This window comes from Nocardia brasiliensis (assembly GCF_042691675.1).
GTDB classification, from domain to species: Bacteria; Actinomycetota; Actinomycetes; order Mycobacteriales; family Mycobacteriaceae; genus Nocardia; species Nocardia brasiliensis_D.
This window is the reverse complement of the sequence record NZ_CP170507.1, coordinates 3,201,305-3,216,555: the sequence shown is the minus strand read 5'-3', so window position 1 is coordinate 3,216,555 and position 15,251 is coordinate 3,201,305. Positions and strand designations below refer to the sequence as shown.

Annotated in this window: 16 protein-coding genes and 1 pseudogene; 10 read left to right on the top strand and 7 right to left on the bottom strand. The window is 66.7% G+C overall.

The genetic code is table 11. From position 1 onward, the window contains the following. Positions 1-85: 85 nt before the first annotated feature. A complete protein-coding gene (locus tag ACFK0J_RS15065; RefSeq protein WP_378740573.1) occupies positions 86-748 on the top strand; it encodes a TetR/AcrR family transcriptional regulator in 663 nt (220 codons plus the stop codon). A gap of 64 nt (positions 749-812) precedes the next feature. Here ACFK0J_RS15065 and ACFK0J_RS15060 read toward each other — a convergent pair whose 3' ends face one another. Continuing rightward, positions 813-1,325, bottom strand: coding sequence for a DinB family protein (locus ACFK0J_RS15060; protein ID WP_378740570.1), 513 nt, complete (start codon positions 1,323-1,325; stop codon positions 813-815). Between the two features lie 43 nt (positions 1,326-1,368). Further along, a complete protein-coding gene (locus tag ACFK0J_RS15055) occupies positions 1,369-1,746 on the bottom strand; it encodes a VOC family protein (RefSeq protein WP_378740568.1) in 378 nt (125 codons plus the stop codon). Positions 1,747-2,045: 299 nt separating this feature from the next. Here ACFK0J_RS15055 and ACFK0J_RS15050 point away from each other — a divergent pair, with 299 nt between their 5' ends. Next, a complete protein-coding gene (locus ACFK0J_RS15050) occupies positions 2,046-2,294 on the top strand; it encodes a hypothetical protein (protein WP_378740566.1) in 249 nt (82 codons plus the stop codon). A 6-nt stretch (positions 2,295-2,300) separates the two neighbouring features. Here the strand turns inward: ACFK0J_RS15050 and ACFK0J_RS15045 are convergent, their stop codons facing one another. Together ACFK0J_RS15045 and ACFK0J_RS15040 are read right to left on the bottom strand one after the other, a co-directional pair. Next, the gene (locus tag ACFK0J_RS15045) at positions 2,301-3,170 is read right to left on the bottom strand and encodes an SDR family oxidoreductase (RefSeq protein WP_378740564.1); all 870 of its coding nucleotides are present in this window, start codon (positions 3,168-3,170) and stop codon (positions 2,301-2,303) included. 53 nt (positions 3,171-3,223) lie between these two features. Continuing rightward, entirely contained in the window at positions 3,224-3,847 is a 624-nt protein-coding gene (locus ACFK0J_RS15040) for a TetR/AcrR family transcriptional regulator (protein WP_378740562.1), read from the bottom strand. A 53-nt stretch (positions 3,848-3,900) separates the two neighbouring features. On the opposite strand from ACFK0J_RS15040, the pseudogene ACFK0J_RS15035 reads away from it, so the two are divergent. Then, positions 3,901-4,195, top strand: a pseudogene (locus ACFK0J_RS15035) (deaminase); the annotation flags it as partial. 241 nt (positions 4,196-4,436) lie between these two features. Here the strand turns inward: ACFK0J_RS15035 and ACFK0J_RS15030 are convergent. Next, a complete protein-coding gene (locus ACFK0J_RS15030; protein ID WP_378740560.1) occupies positions 4,437-5,021 on the bottom strand; it encodes a helix-turn-helix domain-containing protein in 585 nt (194 codons plus the stop codon). A gap of 87 nt (positions 5,022-5,108) precedes the next feature. Here ACFK0J_RS15030 and ACFK0J_RS15025 point away from each other — a divergent pair, with 87 nt between their 5' ends. The 5 genes from ACFK0J_RS15025 to ACFK0J_RS15005 all read left to right on the top strand — a co-directional run bounded on the left by ACFK0J_RS15025 (position 5,109) and on the right by ACFK0J_RS15005 (position 10,551). Continuing rightward, positions 5,109-5,735 carry an SAM-dependent methyltransferase gene (locus ACFK0J_RS15025; protein ID WP_378740558.1) on the top strand — a complete coding sequence of 209 codons (627 nt, stop codon included), beginning with the start codon at positions 5,109-5,111 and terminating at the stop codon, positions 5,733-5,735. A gap of 25 nt (positions 5,736-5,760) precedes the next feature. Beyond that, on the top strand, positions 5,761-6,252 hold the full coding sequence (locus ACFK0J_RS15020; RefSeq protein WP_378740556.1) for a DinB family protein: 492 nt from the start codon (positions 5,761-5,763) through the stop codon (positions 6,250-6,252). Positions 6,253-6,301: 49 nt separating this feature from the next. Then, positions 6,302-7,309: an alpha/beta fold hydrolase gene (locus ACFK0J_RS15015; protein WP_378740554.1), complete on the top strand. Its 1,008-nt coding sequence runs from the start codon at positions 6,302-6,304 to the stop codon at positions 7,307-7,309. 297 nt (positions 7,310-7,606) lie between these two features. After that, a complete protein-coding gene (locus ACFK0J_RS15010) occupies positions 7,607-9,160 on the top strand; it encodes an FAD-dependent monooxygenase (protein ID WP_378740552.1) in 1,554 nt (517 codons plus the stop codon). Between the two features lie 233 nt (positions 9,161-9,393). Further along, entirely contained in the window at positions 9,394-10,551 is a 1,158-nt protein-coding gene (locus tag ACFK0J_RS15005; RefSeq protein ID WP_378740550.1) for an LLM class flavin-dependent oxidoreductase, read from the top strand. A gap of 19 nt (positions 10,552-10,570) precedes the next feature. On the opposite strand, the gene ACFK0J_RS15000 is transcribed toward ACFK0J_RS15005, so the two are convergent. Next, positions 10,571-11,896 (bottom strand): alpha/beta fold hydrolase, encoded by a 1,326-nt coding sequence (locus ACFK0J_RS15000; RefSeq protein ID WP_378740548.1) that lies wholly within the window; start codon positions 11,894-11,896, stop codon positions 10,571-10,573. A 239-nt stretch (positions 11,897-12,135) separates the two neighbouring features. On the opposite strand from ACFK0J_RS15000, the gene ACFK0J_RS14995 reads away from it, so the two are divergent. Then, complete coding sequence (locus tag ACFK0J_RS14995) at positions 12,136-12,933, top strand: hypothetical protein (protein ID WP_378740546.1); 798 nt, start codon at positions 12,136-12,138, stop codon at positions 12,931-12,933. Positions 12,934-13,046: 113 nt separating this feature from the next. Further along, entirely contained in the window at positions 13,047-14,441 is a 1,395-nt protein-coding gene (locus ACFK0J_RS14990) for an MFS transporter (RefSeq protein ID WP_378740544.1), read from the top strand. Between the two features lie 40 nt (positions 14,442-14,481). Here the strand turns inward: ACFK0J_RS14990 and ACFK0J_RS14985 are convergent, their stop codons facing one another. Beyond that, the gene (locus ACFK0J_RS14985; RefSeq protein ID WP_378740542.1) at positions 14,482-15,099 is read right to left on the bottom strand and encodes a lipase family protein; all 618 of its coding nucleotides are present in this window, start codon (positions 15,097-15,099) and stop codon (positions 14,482-14,484) included. Positions 15,100-15,251: the final 152 nt, after the last annotated feature.

Below are 15,251 nucleotides of genomic sequence, written 5' to 3'. Positions count from 1 at the left end.
CCGGGACGTTCGCCTTCGCTCTACCTTGGCCTGCCAAGGTAGATTACGGAGAGTGACCTTGGTGTGTCAAGGTAGGATACCGACGGTGACCACCTCGAGAGTGCGAAGGCCGCCGGACGAGGCTCGGCGGTTGATCCTCGACGCTGCCGCTTCGCTGCTCGCCGAGGGCGGCGTTGCCGCCGTGCAGGTCCGCGCGGTAGCCGCGCGGGTCGGCATGACCGACGCCGGCGTCACGCACCATTTCGGCAATCGCGAGAAGCTGCTCGCCGAGCTCCTTCGACACGGCGGACGCCAGCTTCGCACCGCGCTGCAGGACGTCCTCGCAGCGTGGCTGGACCACGGCGCCGACCTCCTCGAGCTCGTCGAGTCCCTCGAAACCTTGTACCGGCGCGGCTACGGCGAACTAGCGGTGGCGTTGCGAGCTGCGGGATGGCACGACCCGGGCAGCGGCATGCTCGACCCGGTCGTCGACGCCCTCCATCGCCTTCGGCCACCGGAAAGCTCCATCGACGACACGCGCCACGCAGTCGCCGCCCTCCACCAAGCCATGGCAACAGAAGCCCTCTACGGCAGCGACTTCCGCCGCAGCGCCGGGCTCACCGGTTCCGCAGCAAACGACTCGACCACGCACGTGCATTGGTGGGCCCGGCAACTCCAACTCGCACTCGAAATCGACCCGGCACAACAGAACCCCCGTCGACCACAATCGAACAGCCGACCCCGGAACGCCGAGCCCGATGCTCGGTGACCCACGCCCGGCACCTCGCCTGGTCCGCGCCAGGCACTCGAGGTCAAGACCGGTCGCCTCGCCGCTATTCGCCGGTTCGGCCGTCGATGCTTTCGCGAAGCAGATCCGCGTGTCCGTTGTGGCGGGCGTACTCCTCGATCATGTGCGTGAGGATCCACCGAAGGGTGTAGGTCTCGCCACTCGGTTGCCGGACGCCGACGCTGTCGAGCGGCTTGCCAGCGGCCACGATTTCATCGGAGCGAGCACATTCGTTGCGCCACAACCGCATCGACTCGTCGGGGTCGGCGTCTTCGACAACGAAGTCGGTGTCTTCGGCGGGGTCCTCGCGCCAGTACAGCGCCGGCGCCTCCACGCCTGCGAGAACACGGGTGAACCATGTTCGTTCTACGTCGGTCAGATGGCGGACCAGCCCGAGGAGCGAGAGCTTCGAAGGCGGTACGGCCTGCCGCCGCAGCTGCTCCGGAGTGAGCCCGGAACACTTCCAGGCCAACGTGTCTCGCTGGAATTGCAGAAAGCCGGTGAGCGTCTCGCGCTCGCCGGCCACTTGGGGTGGCTCGCTTCGCTGGCTGGACTCCATGCGGCCATCATGCCGGGCCGGTGCCGACACACAGCACAGTGACTCACTCGCCTGAGTCAGGTGCGTGAGTCAGGCAGAAGGGATGTCCCGAAGGGTCGAGGAGCACCCGCCAGCGATCGGGGGAAGGCTGAAATCCAGCCTTGCTCGCGCCGCACTCGATCGCCGCTCGCTCGGCGATATCCAGATCGTCGACGAAGAGATCGAGATGCATCTGCTTGGGCACCTCGTTGCCGGGCCAGTCCGGGGGTCGGTGGTCCACCACTCGCTCGACCGTCAGCATCACCCCCGAACCCTGAAGCACAACCAGCTCCTCGGATTCGTACCGAACCTCGAAATCCAGCAACGCACGGTAGAACTGGCTGAGGTGGTGCGGATCCTTGCTGTCGAGCGAAATCGCACCGAACTTGGCTATCGCTGTCATAGCTCCCCCGAACTCATGGCCCGCACATCGAGGGCCGTTTCTTCCTCAACCATTACCACAGCCCATTGATTCTGGCAGCACCAGACACGCTCGATCACACGGCCACACCGGGTCCGGGGAACGGGTCGACGTCCTCTGTGTGCATCGGGCCGAACTTGGTCCGAGGCGGGTCACACGCGAGTGCGTCATCCGACCAAGAGTCCGAAACATATTGCGTTAGAATACTTTTCGGGTCGTCTACGATGGATGTAAGGGTTGGCGTCGCGGCCTCCCCTAACACACGAATGGAGACCGGTCTCATGTCGGACATGAACAAGCGCAATCTCGTCTACTTCGAAAATCCCTCCATGCGCGGGTTGTACGACTGCATGGAAGAGTGGCAGCAGGCCACTGATCGACGCCTGCTGTCCATCAGTGTTCAGCAAGATCGTGACAACTACTGTGCCATCGCCCTCACCAACCCATCCGAGGTCGTGATCACCAGCGCCGACGGGCACAACCACGCCAATGTCACCCGGTTCGGGACACTCGCCGTGGATGCGCAATAACCGCGGCTAACCGGACGCCTGCATGTCGGCAACGATCTTCGCGACTCGATCGCTGGCATGTGTCGCCCAGTGCGGATGGGTAGTGACGTAGAGGCGGTCCGCCTCGACCGCGGCCAGAATGATCTCCGCGGCACGGGCAGCGGGCATGACCTCGTCCGCCAACTGGGTGATCGCGCCGAGCGCGGGGACGAACCGTTCCCATTGTTCGGCGGTGAGCGAGCCGAACCACCCCTCGCTGGGCTGCGGCGGAACGGAATCGGCTTCGCCGACCAGTGATCCGATGCCGTCGATTGCGCCGCGCAACATCGGCGTATCGACCGGCCCCGGACACACCACGGTGACGCCGATCCCGGGCGCCAACACGCTCAGTTCGCCGTGGAGTGCCTCCGTCAACGAGACCACCGCGTGCTTGCTCGCGGTGTACGGCGCGTTGAACAGTCCGGTCGTGACGCCCGCCAGCGACGAAGTATTGATGACGTGTCCCCGCCCTGCCGCGATCAGGTGCGGGACGAAGGCGCGCATCCCGTTCACGACACCCTGCACATTGACCGACCAGATTCGTTGCCAGTCTTCAGGTTCCACCAGCCAGATCGGTCCGCCCACACCGATTCCGGCGTTGTTGAACACCAGGTCGACCCTGCCGAAGCGCTCCAGAGTGGTGTCGGCCAGCCGCTGCACTTGGGCCGGATCGGCGACATCCGTTGGCACCGCGATGGTATCGGGGCCGAGCTCGTCGGCGACTTTCGCTATCGCGTCACTGTCGATGTCGGCGAGCACTACTCGTAATCCGCGCGTACACAGTGCCTGCGCCACCGCTCGGCCGATCCCGCTGGCGGCACCGGTCACCACTGCGACCTGTCCGGAGTGCAGTTCCATTTCCATTCCTTCGGTTGACGATAGTTCGAGCATTTCCCGAATAGATCAGCTTTTCAAGAGCTTTCGGCAGCGGTCGCGCGATCGAACAGCGTTGCCAGCTGGGTCGCGTAGAACTCGACATCGATCGCCGGTTGTTCGGCGTACCGGATCGCGATGGTGTCGATGGCGGCACGCAGCGCCACTGCCATCACGTGGGGATCGAAATCGCCGAACTCGCCGGCACGCTGACCGTCACGCAGGGCTTCCTCGAGCGGGGGCAGCGGCGAGTCGAGGCCGGTATCGTCGAGGAACGGTTCCCCGATGGCGGCTCGCGCGTTGCTGTTGAGCTCGATCAGGGCTCGCAGGACGGCGGTCCGCTCTCGCATGAAGTCCATATTGGCAGTGATATACGCCGCGAGCCATGCCCGCCGCCCCGGCGCGGCCAGAACGCGCGGCCGAATGAACTCCATCGCAGCGTCTTTCGCCGCAAGCACGACGGCCCGCATCAACTCTTCCTTGCCACTGAAGTGGTAGGAGATCAGCCTCGTACTGCTGAGACCGGCCTGCTTCGCGATCTTCGCGAATGACGTCTGCGCGTAACCGGACTCGGCCAACACCTCGATCGTCGCGGCCACGATCTGCCTGCGCCGCTCCGCGGCCGCCGGAGACAGCGGTGCGGATTCCTCTATTACTCGCACAAGTAACAATTTACTCACTCAAGTAAGGCCGTGCAACTGCGTCCCCGGCGGGACGTACCATCGGCCATGCCGATCCAGGTGCGCTCTTCTCGTGGGCGGGCGCCACCGCCCACTGGCTTAACCGCACCGACCCCGGCGGAACCTACGGCCTCGACGACTACTGCACTCGCTACCTCACCAACAACATCGGCGCAGAAATCGTGGGGCGCAACAAATTCAGCCCGCAGCGAGGGCCAGGGAAGAACTACGACCGGCAAGGACGTGCGAATCGGCGGCGGGGTCGCCACGGTCCGGGAGTTCCTCGACGCCGAACTGATCGACACGATGCATATCGCCTTCGCGCCGGTCGGCGCACGGCCACGGCCACGGCCACGGCGAAAGATTGTGAAGGAGCCCCAACGAAGGCCGCCGCGCGGATGGGGGTACGGCCCGAAAATCGTTGACCGAGACCAGATCTCGAAGCCCGGCGCGCGGAGATCAGTTCTCTGTGGGCTAGTCGCCCGCGGGGATGGCGTTCGCCCGCCGGGACGGGAACGCTGGCGACGAGGCGCTTGGTTGCTAGGCGGCGCCCGGTTCTGAACCCGCGCCGTCAGCGGGGCGCTGCGCCGGGGCGCACGTGCGAACGCACCCCTTGCAGGCCGAACAGGATGAGAAGTTCGACCGCTCCACCGTCGGCGCTACCCAGCCAATGCGGCAGGGAAGTGTCGAATTCGGCTGCCTCCCCGGGTGGCAACGTCAGGTCGCGCTCGCCGACCACCAGCCGCAGGCGACCGTTGAGGACGTACAACCATTCGAAGCCTTCGTGCGTCTGCGGAGTCGGTTCCAGCGGTTCCGGCCGAGCCGGGATGATCATTTTGAACGCCTGCACCCCACCCGGTCGCCGGGACAGCGGAACGAAGATCATGCCGAACCGCCGGATCGGCTTCAGATGAATCCGAGGGTCGCCGGTGCGCGGGGCACCGACGAGGTCGTCCAGGGGGACGTCGTAGGTGCGGGCCAGCGGCAGCAGCAACTCGAGGGTCGCCCGGCGCTGACCACTTTCCAACCGGGACAGGGTGCTCTCCGATACTCCGGTCGTCGCCGCGAGGTCGGCGAGGGTGATGCCGCGGTCGCGGCGCAGCGCACGCAGCCGCGGCCCTACGACGTCGAGCACGTCTTCCGTTTCGCGGTCCACGCGACGATCTTGCCAGAACCGCAAGTTTTCGTGCCAAACCGTGGCGAGCCTGGCGAGACTGAACGTGTCTCGACAGAAGGAGCCTCGATGGGTACCACCGACGCGGTCACGTTCTGGGACGAGGTCTACGCGACCCGCCCGGCAGCCACCGACCCGCAGCCGAACTACCGTCTCCCCGAAGCGGTTACGGACCTGCCGCCCGGCCGGGTGTTGGACCTCGGATGCGGCGATGGCGGCGACGCCCTGTGGCTCGCCCGCCGGGGATGGCACGTCACGGCCGTCGACATCTCGGCCGTGGCGGTCGAGCGACTCGCCGACCTGGCCCACTCGCGCGGCGTAGCTGACCGGGTCGTCGCCGAGCAGCATGACCTGCGTAAATCCTTCCCGCAGAGCCAATTCGACCTGATCTGCGCCCACTACCTGCACACCGCTTTCGACCTGGACCGGGCAACCGTCCTGCGCGCGGCCGCGCACGCGCTGCGCGCGGGCGGACGGCTGCTGGTCGTCGACCACGGCTCCACCGCACCGTGGTGGTGGGACCAAGTTCCGAACGTCCGGTACCCGACCCCGCGGGACGTCGCCGCCGGTATCGATCTGGACCCGGCGACGTGGCAGGTCGAACGGGCCGACGCGCCCCGCCGGATTGCGACCGGCCCAGGCGGGCACACCGCCGAAGTCACCGATCACGTCCTGCTCATCCGCCGCACCGCCTGAGCCGCTCCCGACGAAGGAGACCCCCATGCCCACCGCCGCCCGCCGCCGCGACATCCCACCGCCCCGGCTCGGAAGCAGCGAAATCGAAATCCTGCGCGGATTTCTCGACTACCTCCGGAACTCGATTGTCGCGAAGGTCGACGATGCGCCCGAACCACAAGTCCGAACAGCCGGAGTGCCGTCGGGCACGAACCTGCTCGGCCTGCTCAACCACCTGACTTTCGTCGAGCGCTCGACCTTCCTCGGGGACCGAGTCACCAACTGGCAGGCGACATTCCAGGCCGCACCGGCGGACAGCGTGGCCGACGTTGTCGCCCGCTATCGCACGACGGTCGAGCGCGCGAACCAGGTCATCGACGGGTGCACCGACCTCGGCGCACCGATCCCCCGCCCGCGGCCGGACCGCCCCGCTCCCAGCGTTCGCTGGGCGCTCACCCACATGATCGAGGAGACCGGCCGCCATGCCGGTCACGCGGACATCCTCCGCGAACTGATCGACGGCGCGACCGGGCGCTGACTCCAATCACCTTCCAGGACAGGAACGAACGATCACCGCACCACGGCCGTTGTCGCGGCGCTCCCGCCCATCCGCGCGGACGCTGGCAACCGCCGCGCTCACCGTCCTACTCACCATCGGCACCGCGGCTTGCGCCACCCCGGCGGCCGACGACGTTCCCCCGTACGCGGTCGCCACCCAGGGCGACCCGCAGTTCGAGAGCACCTTCCGGCACGAGTTCGCCGATGTCGACGGCGTCCGTATGCATTACGTGACCGGCGGCAGCGGCCCGCCCGTGGTACTGCTCCACGGCTGGCCGCAGACCTGGTTCGGCTGGTGGCCGATCATGCCGGCGCTCGCCCGAAACCACACCGTCTACGCCATCGATCTTCCCGGCCTCGGCGACAGCACCGGCTCGCCGACCGGCTACGACAAAGCCACGCTGGCGCGGTATGTGCACACCCTGATCGCCGACCGGCTCGGCGTGCGCGACGCCCGCGTCATCGGGCACGACTTCGGCGCCGCGGTGGCATTCCAGTACGCCAGCCAGTTCCCCGCCGATACCGCGCGCCTCGGCTACCTCGACCTGCCATTACCAGGGCCCGCGATCGACGCGTCCACCTACCGGTCAATGAGCTGGCACATCGCTTTCCACTCCCAACGCCGAGTCCCGGAGACGGTGGTCAGCGACGACGTCCGCGAGTACCTGGCGCTGTTCTATCCCCAAGTCTCGTTCGGCGGGACCGCTTTTGGTGGCACCTCGGATCGATCTCCGTTCACCGACGCCGAAATCGACGAGTACGCCCGGACCTACCGACGACCAGAGGCACTGTCGGGCGGCTTCGAGCTCTACCGCGCCCTCGACAAGGACGTCGGCGACACCATCGCGGCAGCACCGACAGCTGTCCCGACCTTGCTCATGGCCGCCCAGGGCCAGCTCGACCCGGTCCGAGCCACCGCAGCCCCGCGCATAACCAACATCGTGCGCGCGGTGGATGTGCCGAATGCGGGGCACTGGCTCGTCGAGGAGAACCCCCAGTTCGTCACTACGGAGCTGCTGCGTTTCCTCGATGGATGACCCGGACCCCAGGGGTACGGCCCAGACCAGTCTGGGCCGCCTGATCAACGGGACATCACCGAGGCCGCACTCGCGAAATGGCGCAGCCATGTCCCGTTGATCATGCGACACCGTGCTCGGCGGCCTGGTTGGTGCTGGAGGAGTTGCCGGTCCACAGCGGAGCGCAAAGTGAAAGGAGAGCACTTTACTCCTCTCCATTCTCAACTTATAGCGCACCGGGGGGCTTGCGGCAAGACCCGGGCCGTGCCGCAGAATTGCCCGGCTGACGCCAGAACCTGTGGAAATGGGAGTACCGAATTGCGAGTAACGGACACCGACGTGATCATCGTGGGCGCGGGCCCGTCCGGCCTGATGCTGGCCGGTGAGCTGCGCCTGACCGGAGTGCGGACGCTGGTACTCGAGCGCCGGCCACAGCCCCGCGACACCCCGAAGGCCAGCGGTCTCGGCGGGCGAATACTCGACTTGCTGCGTTATCGAGGCTTGCTCGACCGATTCGAAGCGGCCAGCAGCGACCCCCATCTGGCTCCTCGATTCCCGTTCGGCAATATCTATCTGGACTTCAAGCACCTCGAAGATCCGCCGATGCGGGCGTTGCCGATCCCCCAGCTGGAAATCGAACGACTGCTAGACGAACACGCGCGCGAACTCGACGCCGACATCCGCCGCGGACACGAAGTGACCGGACTGAGCCAGGACGATGCCACGGTGACCGCGGACGTGCGCGGCCCGGCTGGACCGTACCGGGTGACCGCCCGATACCTGGTCGGTTGCGACGGCGGGCGCAGCCGAATCCGCGACATGGCCGGAATCGCGTTCTCCGGCACCACATATCCAGAGGTCAACAGGCTTGCGCAAGTCACCGTGCATGATTCGGTGACCGTGCTCGACAACGGGGATATCGACGTCCCCGGCCTGGGAACGATCCATGCGGGTTTCACCCGAACAGACCGCGGTGTGTTCGCGTTCGCGGTCAACGCCGGGGTGATGTTCCTGCAAACCACCGAAGACGAGTCCACCGAATACGACGACGACGAGCCGCTGACCCTGACCGAGCTCGCGGACAGTGCCCGCCGCGTGCTCGGCTCGGATCTGCCCTTGGGAGAACCCACTCGGCTGACCCGCTACACCTTCAAGGACCGGCAGGCCGAACGCTACCGCGACGGACGAATCATGCTGGCCGGCGACGCGGCCCATCTCTTCCCCGCCACCGGCACCGCGCTCAACGTCGGCATGACCGACACGGTCAACCTAGCCTGGAAACTCGGCGCCGACATCCACGGCTGGGCCCCGGCGGGTTTGCTGGACACCTATCACGAGGAACGCCACTTCGCCGGCGCACGCGCACGGCTGCAGACCCGAGCCCAGGCGGCACTGCGGCGCGGACAGGACCCGGCCGCCGAAGCACTTCGGGAAGTCTTCCAGGAACTGCTCGTAGACGAACCGGCCTTGCGTCGCATGGGAGCCCTGGTCGGCGCCACCGACATCCGCTACCCGATGCCCGGGTCCGACCACCCCTTGGCGGGCACCTTCGCACCCGACCTCCCCCTGCACACCGACCAGGGCATCACCAGCGTCGCGGAACTCATGCACACCGCCCGGCCCATCCTCCTCGACCTCGCCGACCGCCCGGACCTGCGCGAGATCGCCCGACATTGGCAGCACCGCATCGAGATCCACCCGGCCAAAACCGATCACCGACCAGCCGACGCCCTCCTGATCCGCCCGGACGCCCACATCGCCTGGGCCGCACCCCTCGACCAACCCACCGACATCGCCGCGCCCGCGCTGCGCGAAGCACTCTCCCGCTGGTTCGGCGCACCGCTGGAAACGACAGTGCCGCCGATGGATTGACTCGTCTCATCGAGCGAACGCGATCCTGCCGCAACCCGCGATCGACACGTTCAGTGCACTAGTCCTCGATAGATGCGCCCCAGCGTCGCCACTCGACCGCGCACGGCTCGTAGTCGCGCGCAGCAGGTTCCGCTCCTGTGATCGAGCCGGTGGAATCACCGGACGCACGCGGGGGCCGACGGGATAATCGGTGGGGTGCCTGATGCGGGCATGCCGGTCGAAAGGAGACCACGGTGTCGCACTCGCAGGATTCGCGATCGTTCGCAGTGGGCACGCTCACCGGCGTCAATCCGCCGCTGGGCGCTGCGCGCTTCGTGGTGCGGATGGCTCGGCTGGGCCGGCTGGATTCGGTGCTGGCGCCGGATCATTTGATCAGTGTGTTTCCGCGGGCCATCTGGGACACCGATTTCACCCCGCAGGCGAAGACGGTTCGCAGTCCGGACGAGCAGTTCGACTATGCGCCGCTGCTGGCGCATCTGGCCGCCGGGGCGGGGCGGGTGCAGTTGGGGGTCGGGGTGACCGATCCGCACCGCAGGCATCCGGTGCTGCTGGCGCAGACGTTTCTCACGCTGGCGCATATGACGAAGGTGCCGCCCATACTGGGGATCGGGTCCGGCGAACGGGAGAATCTCGACCCGTACGGGTTCACCTGGAATCGGCCGGTCGATCGCCTCGAGGAGGCACTACAGGTCATTCGCGCGTCACTGTCCGCGGCGGAATACCTCGATTACTCCGGACGCTATTACCGAATCGACCGGGCACCAATGGATTTGACGGCTCCGGCGGACCGGATGCCGCAGCTGTGGATAGGCGCGCACGGGCCTCGGATGCTCGAACTGACGGGGCGATACGCCGACGGCTGGTATCCGTGGGAAACGATGTCGCCGCAGGAGTACGAGCGTCGACTGAAGCTGGTCCACGCAGCCGCCCGCGCGGCCGGACGCGACCCCGAGGTGATCGTCCCCGCCCAGATGATCCAAATGCTCACCGCGCGCACCCATGCCGGGATCCGGCGACTGCTGCGCGCCCCGGCCGTGCGCTACCTGGGTTTGCTCGCACCGGATGCGGTTTGGGCGCGCTACGGCACGAAACACCCTTTCGGAGAGGGCTTCCGCGGCCTGATCGATCTGATGCCGCACCAGCTCACCAAGGCCGAGGTGCAGGAGGCAATCGCGGAAGTCCCCGACGAAGTGCTGCACGACTGGCTCGTAATCGGCACTCTCCCAGAGATTTTGGCTCGCATTCGCACCCTCGCCGACGCGGGATTGCGGCACGCCATCGTATTCCCCACGGCTGCTCTCGTATCCGCCGCCGACGCGGCATTCGGTTACGGCGTCGTGCTGTGGCTCGCGGCACGATTGCGGCGCCGAACAGCCGTCGCCGACAGCTGATACCTCCAGGCCGCCTTGTTCAGCAGGGCTGGGTGGAGGTCCAGGGTGGGACGGGGAGCGGTTGGTCCAGCAAGAATGAGCGGATGGTGTCGAAGTAGGGCTTCGGCTGGTCGAGATAGATGACGTGGCCCGAATTCGGCAGGCACACCAGAGCCGAGTTGGGCAAGGTGGTCCGATATTGGCGGGTCACCTCCCATGGCACGTAATTGCATGGTCCGGTGAGGATCAACGACGGTGTCGGGTCGTCGGCGAGGGCGTCGCGGACTTGGTTTTGTCCGCCGGATCGGGCGTCGCGGACGGTGAAGACGTTGTCGTAGAGGCCGTACCCGGTCATCGGGTCGGTCGGCAGATTCGCCGGATCGCAGACCATGGCGGGGGCAACCAGGTGCAGATAGGTGGAGAAGTAGCTGTCGGCCTCTTGATCCGAGATGAGATTGTGGGCGGCTCGTGGATTGATGCCGCCGAGTAGATACCAGAGGATGAACCGCGGCGAACCGGGCAGCAGTGCGTCGGCTTCCTGTCGCTGTCGCGGTGGTAGCCGTGACGATGGCGACCCGGTATCGGTATCGCGCCACTGCGCATAGTCGATCGGCGCCGGTGAGGTGAAGATCGCACAATCGACTCGACCAGGATGGCGCGCCAGATAACTCGCCACCAGGCTGCCACCCCATGACGAACCCAGCAGGATCATGCGGTCGGCGGCGATGCGTTGCCGAAGTGCGTCGAGGTCGGCGACATGTCGAGCGACCGTGTATTCCGCTGGGTTGCTCAATCGTTCGGACAAGCCGCTGCCGATTTGATCGTAGAAATAGACGTCGTAGCCGAGCGCCGCGAACCGCTCGAAGAATCCGGTCAGGGACCGGTCCGCGACATTCCCCTCCCCCGGTCCGCCCCCGACGACGACGATCGGGGCCGAGCGCGGCGGGCCTCCGGCCGGAATCTCGAGCACCGCAACTGTCGATCCCGTTGCCAGCGTCCAATATTGAACCCGGGCAGGCGGCTCCATCGCCTGCCGCGCCTCCGGCGTACTGGGCAGCGGACGAAGAACGATGAACGACGCGACAAGCAGCAACGCCGCGGTACCAGCGGCCGCGCCGCCGGTGGCCACCCACCGTGCGCGCGGAAGGCGCATGAACCCCGCGATCATCCGGACGGCCGCCCACGAGACGAGGAAACCGCCGAACATCGCCGCCCCCAAGAGAACCGGTATCGCGGCAGTCACGAAGCCCACTCCGAAGAATGCGGCAACCGCAGCGCCCCAGCCGAGAAGTATCGCCACGACTGCCGTCAGCATGCTCAGCGCATACCGAACCAGCTTGTTACGTCCCGGCGACTTGTGGTTCATGGCACCCCCAGGTGTAGCCCGCCTTCCATACTGCCGCTCACCGGCGAGCAATAACACTCAGCCGCACACATTTTCGCCTTGGTCCCGCTGCCCGCAGGTCGGCCACGAGATGTCGGTAACCCGGCAACAACAGTCTTCATTCAGGCGGCAAGTGAGGCGCAACACACCGGCTTGGCATATACCCCATGGGGGTATATGTTTCTGAGCGTAGAAAGAACATGATCGGAAAGGCCACGACAATGACCACGCAGACCCATACCAATCACCACGACCACACCGCCCACCCGGCTCCCGCTGCCCATGCCGGGCACGGCGGTGGACTGCCGGGCGGGCTCCTGATCACCCAGGACGGTTACACCTTGCAGCTCACGGAGCCGATCACCGAGACCGGGGAGATCGACTTCCGGTTCCGGATCCTCGGGCCGGACGGCAAGCCGGTCACCGACTACACCGCCATCCACGATCGCGCGCTACATCTGATCGTGGTGCAGCGCGAGCTGACCGGCTTCTGGCACGTGCATCCGCAGCTCGACGCGGACGGTACCTGGGTCGTGCGCTTGAATCTCCCCGCCGCGGGCGCCTATCGCGTCTTCACCGATATCGCCCCGCGCGCGCTCGGCAAGACCATCACCCTCGGCGCGGATCTCGCCGTAGCGGGCCGATACGCGCCGCGCCCCGCCCCGCAGGCCGCGCGCACCGCGCTCGTGGACGGATACGAGGTGACCCTCGACGGCGAATTGGTCCCGGGTGCGGGTCGACTGCTCACGCTCACCGTGAGCAAGGACGGGGCACCGGTCACCGATCTGCAGCCCTACCTGGCGGCCTACGGCCACTTGGTGATCCTGCGCGCGGGCGATCTGGCCTACGCGCACGTCCACCCGAACGGCGAACCCGGCGACGGGGTGACCGCACCCGGTCCAGACGTCACTTTCCATACGGCCGTGCCCGGGCCCGGAATGTACCGGCTGTTCTTGGATTTCAAGCACGGTGACGTCGTCCGCACGGCCGCCTTCACCCTGCCGACCGTCGACGCCTGATCAGCGAAACCTGTTGAGCGGGCGCATCCGTTCCGGAGAGGAGTCCCTATGTGCGCGTGCCACTGTCCCAGCGCCCGTGACCCGCCACCACCTGTACCTAGGAAGTGTTTCCGATGCGCTCCATGCCCATGTTCGCCACCCTCTTCCACCACCGTGACTACCTCCGACTGTTCACCGCCCAGGTGTCGGCCCTGTTCGGCACCGGACTGACCACCGTCGCGCTCGGGCTGCTCGCCTACGAACTCGCCGGAGGCGCGGCGGCCGCGGTCCTCGGCACCGCGCTGACCATCAAGATGCTCGTCTACGTGACGGTCGCGCCGATGGTGGGGGCCTATGCCGACCGGCTCCCCCGCAGGCCATTTCTAGTGACGCTCAACATGATTCGCGCCGCGGTAGTGCTGGCACTGCCCTTCATCGACCAGGTGTGGCAGATCTACATTCTGATCGCGGTGCTGCAAACCGCCTCGGCCGCTTTCACTCCCACCTACCAGGCGATCATCCCCGACATCCTGCCCGACGAGCGCGAGTACACCCGAGCGCTCTCGGCGGCGCAATTGGCCGCCACGATGGAAACCCTGCTCAGCCCGATGCTCGCCGCGGCGGCACTGGCGGTGATCAGCTTCCATTGGCTTTTCGTCGGCACCGCAATCGGATTCGCCGTCTCGGCCGCCTTGGTGATCACCACCCGCATCCCGAACGCGGATGCTGCCACTCGAGGATCCTTCCGGGAGCGGATCACGGTGGGCATGCGGATCTTCGCCGCCACACCGCGGCTGCGCGGCCTGCTCGGATTGAATCTGGTGGTCGCCGCCGCCGGATCGGTGATCATGGTCAATACGGTCAACTACGTGCGCGACACCCTCGGCGGCACCCAGCCCGGGGTGGCAATGCTGCTGGCCGCCAACGGTTTCGGCACCATGATCAGCGCGCTCGCGCTCCCCCGGGTCCTCGATCGCGTCGGTGCCCGACCGGTGATGGTCGCGGGTGCTAGCACACTGATCATCGGACTCGGCTCGGGCATCGCGCTCTCGGTTGCCGATGGTGGCGACTGGCGATGGGGCGCCGCGATCGCGGTGTGGGCCATCATCGGTTCGGGCACCGCGGCAGTGCTGACGCCGACCGGTCAGGTGTTGCGCCGCTCCTCGCAACCCGCCGACCGTCCCGCGCTCTTCGCCGCTCAGTTCTCGCTGTCGCACCTGGCCTGGTTGATCACCTATCCGATCGCCGGATGGCTGACCACCGCCGCCGGTCTAACCACCACCTGGGTAACGCTGACAGTGTTGGCAGGCGCGGGAATGATTGTGGTACTGCGGATGTGGCCACGCCACGACCCCGAGCGGCTGACCCACCTGCATCTAGTCGGCACTATCGAGCCCGCCCGCCTGGCCGACGCCGACCGCGTGGACGAGCGCCACTACCGACACACTCACGTCTACGTCATCGACGCCGAACACCAGCGCTGGCCGACCCGGGCGGAGCGGCAACGGGAAACCGCCGCCGCAGCCTAGCGAGCCGATGCCGCAGTGCCACAACCGGTCCTGCCGACCACTACCACCCGGTCGGCAGGACACGGCGTAAGAATTCCACTCCGGCGTCGAATCCTGGGCCCATGATCCCCTGGTGATCGGTGTCGAAGGTGCGGTACTCGTATTCCGTTCCGGCGAGGTCGAATTGGTATGGGGTCAGGTCGAAACTCGGATCGGTGGCCCACATTCCGGCCAGGAAGGCACTGACGAGGACCGCCGCGCCCGCTATCGAATTGTCCAGCAGCGGTGAACGTGGGATATGCGGTCCGGCGAGCGGGAAAAGGTACTCGAGCTGAGACCCCGGCGCCGATGCCGCCGCGCCGCGGAAGTCGAGTTCGGGCGCGTACGTCGATGCCAGACGGGCCGTGGCCAGCGCGGCATGGCCGCCCTGTGACACTCCGAACACCGCCCAGCTGTTCGACACCGTGTCGGTGAATTGCCTTGCGGCGCGGACGATATCAATGGTGGCGGTGGCCTCGGTGCGCGAGTTCAGGTACGGGTGCACCTGATCGGTGACCGGGCTCATCCCGAGGTAGTCGGTGGAAACGACCGCGTAGCCGAGGGCATTGAGTCGGCGGAAGTACGGCACGTCCACCGGCAGGGTGGCCGAGGACGATGCCAGTGGGGCTGCCCGTCGCAAAGCCCCAAGACCTGGGGCCATTACGTCGTGGGCTCGCTCGCGCCCGAAAGGAGGTGACCGACCGCAGGATCGAGTCCAGTCCCGCGGCTCGGCGGCGATCGCGGAAACCGGCAGTTGACCCTGACGCAGGGTCAACCCTTCAACATGATTGG

What these genes read in the sequence shown, in the direction of transcription:
- ACFK0J_RS15045 (WP_378740564.1), bottom strand. Translation starts at nt 3,170, where the DNA reads ATGGAACTGCACTCCGGACAGGTCGCAGTGGTGACCGGTGCCGCCAGC.
- ACFK0J_RS14990 (WP_378740544.1), top strand. Translation starts at nt 13,047, where the DNA reads ATGCGCTCCATGCCCATGTTCGCCACCCTCTTCCACCACCGTGACTAC.
- ACFK0J_RS15050 (WP_378740566.1), top strand. Translation starts at nt 2,046, where the DNA reads ATGTCGGACATGAACAAGCGCAATCTCGTCTACTTCGAAAATCCCTCC.
- ACFK0J_RS15025 (WP_378740558.1), top strand. Translation starts at nt 5,109, where the DNA reads ATGGGTACCACCGACGCGGTCACGTTCTGGGACGAGGTCTACGCGACC.
- ACFK0J_RS15000 (WP_378740548.1), bottom strand. Translation starts at nt 11,896, where the DNA reads ATGAACCACAAGTCGCCGGGACGTAACAAGCTGGTTCGGTATGCGCTG.
- ACFK0J_RS14995 (WP_378740546.1), top strand. Translation starts at nt 12,136, where the DNA reads ATGACCACGCAGACCCATACCAATCACCACGACCACACCGCCCACCCG.
- ACFK0J_RS15055 (WP_378740568.1), bottom strand. Translation starts at nt 1,746, where the DNA reads ATGACAGCGATAGCCAAGTTCGGTGCGATTTCGCTCGACAGCAAGGAT.
- ACFK0J_RS15060 (WP_378740570.1), bottom strand. Translation starts at nt 1,325, where the DNA reads ATGGAGTCCAGCCAGCGAAGCGAGCCACCCCAAGTGGCCGGCGAGCGC.
- ACFK0J_RS15020 (WP_378740556.1), top strand. Translation starts at nt 5,761, where the DNA reads ATGCCCACCGCCGCCCGCCGCCGCGACATCCCACCGCCCCGGCTCGGA.